General features: G+C 33.7%; 8 protein-coding genes. 5 read left to right on the top strand and 3 right to left on the bottom strand.

Annotated elements, in window-relative coordinates; genetic code table 11:
* The coding region (locus tag B3C18_RS19725; protein ID WP_291150640.1) for a sugar-binding protein at window positions 1-3,231 on the bottom strand (3,231 nt) is incomplete at its 3' end.
* A 675-nt stretch (window positions 3,232-3,906) separates the two neighbouring features.
* On the opposite strand from B3C18_RS19725, the gene B3C18_RS19720 reads away from it, so the two are divergent.
* From B3C18_RS19720 to B3C18_RS19700, 5 genes are all read left to right on the top strand, one after another.
* Window positions 3,907-5,094 (top strand): phosphoglycerate kinase, encoded by a 1,188-nt coding sequence (locus tag B3C18_RS19720; protein WP_291150638.1) that lies wholly within the window; start codon window positions 3,907-3,909, stop codon window positions 5,092-5,094.
* A gap of 110 nt (window positions 5,095-5,204) precedes the next feature.
* Window positions 5,205-7,049, top strand: coding sequence for a LysM peptidoglycan-binding domain-containing protein (locus tag B3C18_RS19715; RefSeq protein WP_291150636.1), 1,845 nt, complete (start codon window positions 5,205-5,207; stop codon window positions 7,047-7,049).
* Between the two features lie 46 nt (window positions 7,050-7,095).
* Entirely contained in the window at window positions 7,096-8,064 is a 969-nt protein-coding gene (locus B3C18_RS19710; protein ID WP_291150633.1) for a DUF4837 family protein, read from the top strand.
* Window positions 8,065-8,307: 243 nt separating this feature from the next.
* Window positions 8,308-8,949, top strand: coding sequence for a DUF1579 domain-containing protein (locus B3C18_RS19705; protein ID WP_291150631.1), 642 nt, complete (start codon window positions 8,308-8,310; stop codon window positions 8,947-8,949).
* A gap of 234 nt (window positions 8,950-9,183) precedes the next feature.
* On the top strand, window positions 9,184-9,630 hold the full coding sequence (locus B3C18_RS19700) for a GNAT family N-acetyltransferase (RefSeq protein ID WP_291150628.1): 447 nt from the start codon (window positions 9,184-9,186) through the stop codon (window positions 9,628-9,630).
* Window positions 9,631-9,784: 154 nt separating this feature from the next.
* Here the strand turns inward: B3C18_RS19700 and B3C18_RS19695 are convergent, their stop codons facing one another.
* On the bottom strand, window positions 9,785-10,588 hold the full coding sequence (locus B3C18_RS19695) for an OmpA family protein (RefSeq protein WP_291150626.1): 804 nt from the start codon (window positions 10,586-10,588) through the stop codon (window positions 9,785-9,787).
* Between the two features lie 5 nt (window positions 10,589-10,593).
* On the bottom strand, window positions 10,594-12,231 hold the full coding sequence (locus B3C18_RS19690) for a S41 family peptidase (RefSeq protein ID WP_291150624.1): 1,638 nt from the start codon (window positions 12,229-12,231) through the stop codon (window positions 10,594-10,596).
* Window position 12,232: the final 1 nt, after the last annotated feature.

The following is a 12,232-nucleotide window of genomic DNA, read 5'->3' as shown; positions in this document are numbered from 1 at the left end:
GGCATTTTCAATTTTGGCAATAGGCTTTGTCTGGCCGTATCCCCAGATAATGGAAACAGGTGTGCCGCTTTCAAGTGTATATTGAATGATGTTTCCTTTAGTGTCATACTGGTCAAAGGTGATTTTTTTATCTGCAGTAACTATAGCAGGGACTCCTTTATTGGCATACACATATTTAGGCAGTAATAAATTGTTTGTATTTATACTTTTCTCGTAACCGGTTTTCTGCTCAGACAGTTTTACGGTATTTCTATAAGTCTGTGTATCCAAAGGTGCTTCAACCATATTGGCCGTTATTAAATCAGTTACAGCTGGTTCAGCTGCCATTTCTGTGTCAGGAGGGTAAAAATACTTTGTTTCAATAGTTTCGGCTTTTGAACTTGTAGTTACCTGAGAGGTCATTTGAGTATGTTTAGGGCTGTTGTAGTTATAATTAGTAAGAGCTTCTACAGGGTTTAAACCATTTATATCATATTGTATTTCTTTGGTTGATTTTAGGTAATGCCAAAAACCAAAGTTTGAATATGATACGATACTAAGATTATTAATATTTTCAATATTTGAAATAGTTTTTGGAAGTGTTGCTCCATAGCAGGGATGTGTGATATATATAGTTGTGTTGTTATTGCCCGGGGCAATACAATCATCATCTCTTTTGACACCACCAATTAAATTATTTACTAGACTTCCTGCTTTTTCATGTTTATGATTTGCTAAACAGGTTCTAAATTCAGTTCTTTTTGTCAGATCTGCTTGTGTACACTGATAGTTTACAGGTGCTGAAAGAATTTTTTCGTAATTTTTTCTTGCGCTGTAAGAGACAGCTTCTTTTCTGTAAGTTGCTTTTTCTTCATATTCGTTAATAACTTCTTTAATAGTTTTAAGATCTTTATTAAAGAAAACGGTTCTTTTTAATGAGCCATTATCCCATCCAGTATTAGATAAAGTAACACTTCGAATATCATAATTTCCAATTACATAACCTGTACCCTGATCGCGATGCACAATAAATTCATGTTCTTCCCCTCCGTTTAAAAAGGCATCTGATCCATATGAAATAGTCACATAATTATAAAATGCATTTGAACTTCCGGTATCAAATAAAGAAGCTAAACTGCTTGAAGATAAATTTAAATAGGTTGCTGTGCTTGTTACTCCTTGAACACCAGCACCTCCTTCTAAAAGTCTATCTACTCTGTAACGATCAATATAGTAAGGTTCCTGGCCTTTGTTTCCTGTTGATTTGGTCAGATCATCTTTTTTAGCATAAAAAAACCTTTTGATTACGGGAGCAGATGATGCAGAAGAATAGTCAGAGGTGCGCTGCACCCTTATACCTCCTGTAATAACATTGGCAGGTACTGTGGTAGTCCCTCCCGGCAAGTAATTGTAGGTTAATTTAGTTGAGGTACAATACCAATCGGAACTCAAACTAATACGATAAGTCTGATTTGCTGATGCATTGAAATAGAAAATTTTAGCTGAAGAATCAGTATTAGGTGTTATTGTATAAAAGCCATTACTGATAGGAGCACTATTGTCTGTTCTGTAAAGGGTTTCGTATCTGCTTGCTGTAGTATTATAAACACTTATAGTTCCTTTGTTTTTACCAATGTTCAACTCTGGATCTGAACAATAGAAACCTGTATTGGCTATAATTTGTACTTTTTGTGATGTCGCTCCATTTGTGTAGATTGTCTGTGATGAAGCATCCTTTATTTCTTCTGTAGTCACAGCACTTATAGATTGGTAAACTCTGGCAGGTTCCACAGTTATCTGACCATAATAGTCATTTGGTTCATAATCAAATGTAGTATATCCTTTTGTTGGATAGGTAATTTTCGTAAGCAGACCAATTTGTGCAAAATTTCCATCAGGTTCTTTATTGGCGCCATTATAATTTACCGATTCCAATTCATAAGCGCTAACATAAGGTACAATATTAGTATTGCTTTTACCATTATAATAGCCCCAATGGTCCTGACTTAAAGATAACCTTGCCGGGAAACTGTTTCTGCTATTGTATTCAAACTGATAGTTTTGGTTGATGTCCTTAAACTGAATTTTATCCAGAAATACCCTGCTATTAGGTGTTGTAGTATAAGTAAAATTAATACGGTCAATTTCTGCGGCATTTTTATCTTTTATAGTAATTTGAGATATTTTGTTATTACCGGTTGTTACATCTGCGCTGGAAGCAGAAAGATAGGTAAATGCAACTTCTCCATAAAAAGGGTTTGTGCTTTTTATTGACTTTATTGCTTTGCCTGCTAAGCTTATGGTATGGTCATACATTGGGCTTAAACCACCTGTATACTGCTCAAGGTTACCAGCAGCATCATATTGAATGCGCGGGTAAAGCATTCTGTAAGTTTGTGATTTTGAAGCGGTATAAGAAGTCCCGGAAGCATCATAAGTAAATTGAATTTCATCGCCTTTAGGATGTACGATCCTGCTTAAATACCATGATGAAACGGTTATGTTAGGAATAGAATGGCCTCCCCCTACAACTCTTTGTGTAGAAGTTTCCTTGTCTTCGAAATAGTACTTCACTCCATCAGGAGCAGTAACAATAAAATTAAATCCGTTAGGTGAGTTGGTATATTGAATCTGAAATTCCTGAGCAGGTATTAAAATTATACCTCCTTCATTATCAAAAACAAATTTACCGGAATATTTACCAAAGTTAAAACTAAAAAGGTCAGCTTCAGTATCAACATCATTTCCCCCAATGTATTGATAAAAATCTAAAGCGGGAGGGGAATAGCGTCCCATTGATTCTGTTATTGATATTGGAATAGGATATTCTCCTCTGTCTTCATCAGGTTTGTCCCTGACGATTCTTGTAATGACACCGCCAAAACTAAGATTCCAGCTTTGTCCTACATTTGAAGAAATCTCATCTACCTTTATGCCATTAGAACTGTAAAACATACTAATGGGAACTTCCAGATTCGCTGTTTTATAGGTATAAAGAGGAATATTGATGTTTTGGGATCCTGTAAATAGCCCAACAGGAGTATTCCCGTAAGTACCCAATGAGTAAGCCGTAGGGGAAGGAGGGATGATATTAGGGATATATCTACTTGGATCATTTTCAGCAATTTGTGCCTTTAAAGAAATTGTCATGAAAGACATGATAAGACACAACAATACAGCAATAGGGTTTTTAAAATGATTTTTTGGAATAAAAAACGATCTTAAAAAACGTAACGGAAATGATTTTTTCATTGGCTTTGATTAGAATATTTTAAATAAAATTGGTGTGCAAATCTAAGCAGTTGGTATGGTATATCTCTAAGGGTTTATACGTTTTTGTTGATTCTTTTTCACATTCTGAACAAAACATCAGAAAAATATCACGCATAACAAAACATCTTAAAATAATGTAGCATGCGGGATATATAATTCTGTAAGGAATGGTGTAAAACCATTTAAAAAGGTTATCCGAGAAAAAACTGGAAGATTTGTTTTTTTGTATTAATGTGGAAATTGAAATTTTCTAACAAGATTATTCAGTGTTCTTGTAAAAAACGAAGTAAATATATAGTAAAACATTTAAAATAAAAACATTTTTAAAGATTTTTCTTTCTTTTTGTAAAAACAAATCAATTTATTAAAAAGAAGGTTAGGTTTATAGTGTCAAAAAGTAGTTTATTTATAAAAATAAGATAAATCAGGAATTAGGCTGTTTATTATTAAACAGGGCTGAATAATAAGTTTTTTATTCAGTAGGCTATTGAATTATTACCTAAAATTGTTTTTAATCCTTAATAAACCAATTTATTTGTGAATTTATAACGTTTTCGTTCTTTTTGTTGTCTCTTTTTTAGTTTATTCGAATTTATTAGTACTTTAAAAGTCCTATATTTGTTTTTCTTTCTAAAAAAACTAAAAAAATATCAAATGAAAACTTTAAACGATTTCGACTTTAAAAATAAAAAAGCAATTATCCGTGTAGACTTTAACGTGCCTTTGGATGAGAATTTTAATGTAACTGATACGACACGTATTGAAGCGGCAAAGCCAACTATCGATACTATTTTAGCTCAAGGCGGAAGTGTAATCTTAATGTCGCATTTAGGAAGACCAAAAGGAGCTGAAGAAAAATACTCTTTAAAACATATTTTAAAAACAGCTTCAGAAATTTTAGGAGTACAAGTTAAGTTTGCTGAAAACTGCGTTGGAGAACCAGCTCAAACAGCTGCTAAAAACCTACAGCCTGGAGAAGTTTTATTACTTGAAAATTTACGTTTTCACGCAGAAGAAGAAGCTGGAGATGTTGCTTTCGCAAAAGAATTAGCTTCACTTGGAGATATTTATGTAAACGACGCTTTTGGAACTGCACACAGAGCGCACGCTTCAACAACAATTATTGCACAATTTTTTCCAAACGATAAAACATTTGGAACTTTATTGGCAAAAGAAATTGACAGTTTAAACAAAGTACTTAAAAATAGCGAAAAACCAGTAACAGCAGTTTTAGGAGGTTCTAAAGTTTCTTCTAAAATCACCGTTATCGAAAATATCTTAGACAAAGTTGACCACATGATTATTGGCGGCGGTATGACTTTTACATTTGTTAAAGCGCAAGGCGGAAAAATTGGAGAATCAATCTGCGAAGATGATAAACTAGATTTAGCACTTGAAATCTTAAGATTAGCAAAAGAAAAAAATGTTCAGATTCATATTCCTGTTGATGTAATTGCTGCAGACGATTTCTCAAATACAGCAAATACACAAGTTGTAGACGTAACTGCAATTCCTGACGGATGGCAAGGTCTTGACGCAGGTCCAAAATCATTAGAAAACTTCAAAAAAGTAATTTTAGAATCAAAAACTATTTTATGGAATGGTCCATTAGGGGTTTTTGAAATGGAAACATTCTCTAAAGGAACAATTGCTTTAGGAGATTTTATTGCAGAATCAACAGAAAAAGGAGCATTTTCTCTAGTTGGAGGAGGAGATTCTGTTGCAGCCGTAAAACAATTCGGTTTCGAAGACAAAATGAGCTATGTTTCTACTGGTGGAGGCGCAATGCTAGAAATGTTAGAAGGAAGAGTTTTACCTGGAATTGCTGCAATTTTAGACTAAAAAATCACAATTAACATTTTTTTGCGTATATTTAAGCCTTAAACTTTTTAAGTTTGCAAAAATAATGATTCTATAAATGGTTGATTTATAGAATTTTAAAAAAATGTTATATGATTGTAAAGAAAATATCATTAGCGGTAACCGTTTTGTTTTCTCTATCGATGTTCGCGCAGGAAACTGCCGAAGTCTCGAAGGAAATTAAACCCGAAGTAAAGCTGTCCTATTTAGATTCTATTAAAAGCACATTCAAAAAAGATGATCTGGCAACAAAAGTTGACAGCCTTTGGATGAATGAGTTAGTAAGTTTAGACATCTACGATGATTTGACAAAAGACATTCAAACCATTAATAAGGACGTTACTGTAGATGAGGAACTGCCAACAGAACTGCTTAAGCAGCGTTTGGCGGCAATGAATGCCAAATCTCCTTTTGAAATTGAATACAATCAAGGATTAGAAAACATAATAAAGTCATTTCTTAAGAATCGTAAAAAATCGTTTTCTCGATTAATGGCTTTATCAGAATACTACTTTCCAATATTCGAGGAAACATTCGCAAAAGAAAAAGTTCCATTGGAAATAAAATATTTAGCCGTTGTAGAATCTGCTTTAAACCCTAAAGCAGTTTCTCAAATGGGCGCTACCGGACTTTGGCAGTTTATGTACGGAACCGGAAAACAATACGCTTTAAAAATCGATTCTTATATCGATGAAAGAAGTGATCCTCTTAAAGCTACAGCAGCCTGTTCCAATTACATGACAAAAATGTTCAATGTGTTTAATGACTGGGAACTTGTTTTAGCTTCTTATAATTCAGGTCCTGGAAACGTAACAAAAGCAATTCGTCGTTCTGGCGGAAAAACAGGTTACTGGGATATTCGCAATTACCTTCCAAAAGAAACTCAAGGTTATGTTCCGGCATTTTATGCTACAATGTATCTTTTTGAATATCATAAAGAACACGGAATCAACCCAGAAAGAGCTGTTATTAAAAACTTTGAAACAGATACAGTGGCGGTAAAAAATCAAATGTCTTTCAAACAAATTGCCGATTTGTTAGATATGCCGCAATCACAACTTCAACTTTTAAATCCATCGTATAAATTAAATGTTGTACCGGCTTATCAAGGGGAGCAAAATTTCCTTCGTTTGCCAAAAGATAAAATTGCAACTTTTGTTTCAAACGAAGATAAAATTTACGCTTACGTAAAACACGAATCAGAAAACAGAACTATTCCAACTCGTTTAGCAATGAAAATTGCTCCAAAAGGAAAACCTGTTAGAGACACTAAATCTCTGGAAGTATCTAAAGATAAAGAGATTCAGTTTTATAAAGTCCAAAAAGGAGATAACTTAGGCGCTATTGCAGATAAATACAATGTGAATATTTCAGATTTAAAAAAATGGAATAATCTTAAATCAAATGCAATTGCGTTAGGAAAATCTTTAAAAATTAAATCAGATGTTGATACTTCTGCTAAAATTATTAAAGAGCCAAAAGTAGTACCAGCTGTAGAGAAAAATACAGAAGAAGCTGTTGCTTCTGCAGAAGATAATGATAAAGTTTCAATACAAACTGTAGAGTACGTTGTATTGGCCGGAGACAATTTAGGAAGCATTGCTAAAAAATTCGGTACGACTATTGCGGACTTAAAAGAGTTAAATGATCTTAGCTCTAATAATATTGGTTTAGGAAAAACATTAGTAGTTTCTAAAATAGTTACAGAGATCCACGAGCCGGTTTCTACTGCTATTGCATCTACTTCTGTTGATTCTTTCAAAAAGAAAGCACCTTCAGCAAAAAATGTTGGCGAAGATTATTACGTTAAAAAAGGTGATTCTTTATACAGTATTTCTAAAAAATATCCTGGAGTAACAATTTCAGATATTAAAAAATGGAATGGTATTAAAGATGAAGATATAAAACCCGGAATGAAGCTTAAAATAAACGGATAATAAAAAATCTTATTTAAATTTGGGTTTTATTTCATAAATTAAGAAAATGAATAAAACCCATTTTTTATTTATAATACTTCCGTTTCTATTGATTTCTTGTTTAAAAACAGATAAACAAGAAGAACCTGTTTCCGGAAAAACAAATACAATTTCCATCATCATCGACGATCAGTTATGGTATGGAGAAGTTGGCGACAGTATCCGAAATAAATTTGCATCGCCAGTTCTGGGTTTAACTCAGGAAGAACCGCTATTTACAATCAATCAATATCCTGCCAAACTTCTCGAAGGATTTGTAACCGACAGCCGAAGCATTATCGTTGTTAAAAAATCAGCTGTAGATAAGTTTGAAATAACCCACAATAAATCACTGCCGCACAACACTTTTCGTATTTACGGAAAATCTGTTGATGACATAATCTGCAGTATCGAATTGAATTCGGCACAAATCATCAAAATGATTCGAGATGCTGAAATCAAAAAAATTCAGGAAGACAACAGTGCTTCACTTTTAAATCCTGCTATTATAAAAAACAAATTCCATATTGATATCCAGATTCCAACAGGATATGAATATATGCTTCACAAAAAGAATTTTATCTGGCTTAAAAAAGATATCATAAGTGGAAACACCAGTTTATTGATATACCAAATTCCGCTGCACAATTTCAAAACCCGTGGAAATGTAGTGGGTAATATCATTAAAATGCGCGACTCAATTGGTTACTACATCAAAGGAAGAGAACCAAAAACCCGAATGATTACCGGAGAAGCTTACGCACCTTATTTTTCGAATACAGCATTAGACGGAAAAGAAGCTTTTGAAACCAAAGGAACATGGGAACTAAAAAATGATTTCATGGCCGGACCTTTCATTAACTACGCAATCGTAGATCCTGTTTATAACCGAATCCTGGTTATCGAAGGATTTTGCTATTCACCCTCAAACCAAGAACGTGACTTAATGTTCGATCTCGAAGCCATCATAAAATCTGTGAAAATAGATAAGCGTTGATTTGTTTCAAGTTTTAAGTTTCAGGTTTCAAGTTTTCTAAACGAATATTAAACCATATAAGTTATATAAGATAATTTAAGTCAGGTTCTTAAAAAATAACTTTGCGTTTCTTTGCGTAACCTTAGCGAACTTTGTGGTAAAAACCACACAGCATAACTTGAAACTCTGAAACCTGAAACTTGAAACAAATTCCGTTATTATTTTTCTTATTTTTGTTTGTAACAAACATAAAAACAAAGACTTATGAAAAAGGTAACCACAACATTAGTAATTATTGCATTATGTTTTATCTCTTGTAAAAAAGAAGTAAAAGAGGAAGTTGTCACGGCAAAAGATTTAGACAGTATCAAAACTGAAGAACCTGCAGCCGAAGTACCAGTAGATTCTGCGGCACAAATGAAAGCCTGGCAGGAGTATGCAACTCCGGGCGCACCGCACAAATTAATGACAGACGAAGTTGGAACATGGAATTGCGAGATGACGTTTTGGTATGAACCAAATGGAAAACCAGAAAAATCAACTTCAGTTGCCACTATCAAAATGATTTTAGGCGGACGTTATCAGGAAGGTAATTATGTCGGAAAAATTATGGGAGCACCATTTGAAGGAAAAAGCACATTAGCCTATAACAACGCAAGTAAAGAATATACCACAACTTTTATCGACAATATGGGAACCGGAATGATGGTTGCCACGGGAAAATATGACGAAGGGAAAAAAAGTATGGAATTTAAAGGGGAAGTAGTAAATCCGGTAACAGGAAAGAAAGCACCTTACAGAGAAATCTATACAATCGTAGATGCCACAACCCGTAAAATGGAAATGTTCGATGTCAAAGAAGGCTCAGAATATAAAAGCATGGAAATTGTCATGAAGAAAAAATGATAAAGTAAAGTAGTTCTTTCTCCTGCAAGGTTTCCAAAACCTTGTAGGTGTAATTGACAAAGTAAAAAATAGATAATAAAGATTAAATACCTACAAGGTTTTGGAAACCTTGCAGGAAGAGCAAAGTATCTTTTTAGTAAATCCCGATTATAGTTTTATAATCGGGATTTCTATTTGATAATATTTGACGTAATTTTGTTTTTAGGATTATTAAAATTAAAAGAGATATACAAAATGGAATTAAAATGGAAAATAAAGCCATTTGAGGCATTAACTGTAAATGAACTATACGATTTACTTAAACTAAGAAGTGAAATCTTTGTAGTAGAGCAAAACTGCGTTTATTTAGACATTGACGGCAAAGACAAGAAAGCGTTACATCTAATTGGAGAATATGACGGTAAAGTTGTAGCCTATTCTCGTTTATTCGATGCCGGAATTAGTTTCGACAATGCCTCAATAGGAAGAGTAATCGTTGATGCCAATTATCGTGATAAAAAGTGGGGACACGATTTAATGCGTGAAGCAATTGCCGCAATAAAATCTAATTTTGGAAAAGATCAAATTACAATTGGAGCACAATTATACTTAAAGAAATTTTACGAAAGTCATGGTTTTGTCCAATCAAGTGAAATGTATCTTGAAGATGATATCGAACATATCGAAATGATTCGCGGATAAGCACAAAAAACAATAACGCTACAATGTTGCAATATGAATTATTGCCCTTTTTACTAATTTGTAATTATCTTTAAAAGAAATAATTAACAACTTATTTTAGAGTAAAACTTTAAGTAAAAAAACTTTGTGCCTTAGCGCCTTTGTGGCAAAAAAATCAAATCTTAGTAATCAAAAACTCAACGCGGCGATCATAATTATCGCCTCTTTTTAGAGGGAATTTGTTTCCGCAGCCTTGATAACGCATTCTGTTTTTAGAAACTTTCTTAGAACTTAAATAGTAAAAAACTGTTTTGGCCCGGTTCCAGGAAAGTTTCCTTTCTTTAGTGTCTTTGTCGATTGCGTCACTGTAAATTTGTGGTGTGCAGCAAACGTGGCCTCTAATTTCGAACTGTATGTTTTTTTGTTTTTGAAGTATAACAGAAATCTTATCCAATTCCTTTTTAGAATTATTAGTCAGTCGGGCACTTCCCATATCAAACAATATGTTTTCAAGATATATTTTATCGCCAACTTTTAATTTATCTTTAAAAGAAGAATAAACTTCTTTTCCAAAACTGTTTCGTTTTACCACAATCAAATCAACCCGCCGATTGCGTAAACGTGTTTCGTATAAATTCTCAACAGTATCAGGCCGAACCACAACACGGCCTTTGCCTTCAAGAATAACAATTTTACTTTCTTTAAAACCAAAGGAAAGCAATAAGTTTTGAATGGTATTAACCCTGTCATGAGACAATTTAAAATTGTAATCATCAGTGCCGCGGTCGTCGCAGTAACCGTAGATTTGTATAGATTCAACTTTCGCGGTGTCTATTGATTTGATAAAATTATTTACAACTCTGCTTTGCGGTTCGGTAAGATCATACTTGTCGAAATCAAAATAAACTGTTTCGATTGGTTTCTGCTGTGCCGATAGATTGTAAATAATAAACAAAAACAGGACCCGGGAAAGTTTCATTGTTTCTACATTTTTAAAATCGTTTTATATTCAGTTTGATTATTTAATACGTTTACTGCTCTTTTAATCTCTGAATTGTTTTTAATATAAAACTGATACAAACCTTCTTGGTATTGGTATCTTTTGATAAGCTCTTCCTGAATTAAACCTCTAATTTCTTTTTGGTTTTTATCCAGCAAAGTATTTTCACTTCTCTCTAATGCGGCTAATAATTGTTGATATTCCGGAGCAATCGTTTCGTCAATTTTTTCAGTCTTGGCTGCAGCCAAAGTATTTTTCAAGGCAACTTCTGTTTCCGTATCAAAACTAATTTTGTTTGTTTTCAAATATTGTTTGAAACTAGCATAATCAGTATCTGAAACCACAGGGATTTTATCGCCCAAATTTGGATTTTTATAATAGTAAGTAGTGGCGTAATCAAATATTCCGTCATTTTTCAAAAGAGCGCTTGTAATAGGGCTCATTTTAGCTTCATCTAATTCAATGTCCGGTAAAACCCCACCTCCGTCATAAACAGTTCTTCCTTTTCTGGTTTTAAAAGCATTGAAATTTTTAGAATCTGTTTTTTGGGCAACACCGTTTTTATCCTTATGTGCATAATCAAGTGCTTGTATACAACGTCCGGATGGAGTGTAGTAACGTGAAATTGTAACTTTCAGCTGCGTTCCGTAAGTCAGGTCAACAGAACGCTGAACTAAACCTTTTCCAAAACTTCTGCTTCCTAAAATTACAGCACGATCTAAATCCTGCAAAGCTCCGGAAACAATTTCTGATGCCGATGCACTTCTTCCGTTAACCAAAATAGCAAGTGGAATCTCTGTATCAATAGGTTCTTTAGTCGTTTTATACGTATTGTTATGTTTTTCGATTCTTGATTTAGTCGTTACAATAACTTCATTCTTCGGAACAAATAAATTACAGATATCAATCGCTTCATTCAAAAGTCCGCCCGGGTTTCCTCTTAAATCCAAAACAATCTGTTTTGCGCCATCAGCTTTCAGTTTTTCCAAAGCATCTTTAACTTCGGCGGAAGCCTTTCTGCTAAAGTGTGCCAAAACGATATAGCCCGTTTTCTCATCAATCTTTCCATAAAACGGAACCGATTTAATATCCACTTCATCCAAAACCAATTCAGTCGTAAAGGTTTTTCCCTGACGAAGGTATTTTATAGCAATTTTAGTGTTTTTAGTTCCTTTCAATAATTGCGAAGCATCATCTTTAAAATCAGCAATCAAAACATCACCAATCTGGATGATTTCGTCACCCGCTTTTAGTCCCGCTTTATCTGCAGGATAATTTTTATACGGTTCGCGTACAATCAAACGGTCTTTTTTGCGTGCAATCATAGCGCCAATTCCGGTATATTCTCCCGTATTGTTGATTTTGAAATTAACAACATCCTGCTCGTTAAAGTAAACTGTGTATGGATCTAAACTTCCCAACATGCTTTTAATGGCTTTATCCATTAAATCACCCGGATTTGTTTCGTCTACATAATTCGTGTTTACGGCTTTAAACAACGTTGTGAAGATTTCAATTTGTTTCGCAATTTCAAAAAAATCCTCTTTGAAACTGGTTCCAATAAATAATAATCCTGCCGCAACAGTTGGTATGATAAATCTCTTCTTGAAATAAGGATACATG

The organism is Flavobacterium sp. UBA7680 (assembly GCF_002482975.1).
Taxonomy (GTDB): domain Bacteria; phylum Bacteroidota; class Bacteroidia; order Flavobacteriales; family Flavobacteriaceae; genus Flavobacterium.
Note: the sequence above shows the minus strand (reverse complement) of the source record. Positions and strands in the feature narration are given on the sequence as shown.

Coding starts and splice junctions, on each gene's coding strand:
- B3C18_RS19720 (WP_291150638.1), top strand. CDS start 3,907: ATGAAAACTTTAAACGATTTCGACTTTAAAAATAAAAAAGCAATTATC.
- B3C18_RS19715 (WP_291150636.1), top strand. CDS start 5,205: ATGATTGTAAAGAAAATATCATTAGCGGTAACCGTTTTGTTTTCTCTA.
- B3C18_RS19710 (WP_291150633.1), top strand. CDS start 7,096: ATGAATAAAACCCATTTTTTATTTATAATACTTCCGTTTCTATTGATT.
- B3C18_RS19705 (WP_291150631.1), top strand. CDS start 8,308: ATGAAAAAGGTAACCACAACATTAGTAATTATTGCATTATGTTTTATC.
- B3C18_RS19700 (WP_291150628.1), top strand. CDS start 9,184: ATGGAATTAAAATGGAAAATAAAGCCATTTGAGGCATTAACTGTAAAT.
- B3C18_RS19695 (WP_291150626.1), bottom strand. CDS start 10,588: ATGAAACTTTCCCGGGTCCTGTTTTTGTTTATTATTTACAATCTATCG.
- B3C18_RS19690 (WP_291150624.1), bottom strand. CDS start 12,231: ATGTATCCTTATTTCAAGAAGAGATTTATCATACCAACTGTTGCGGCA.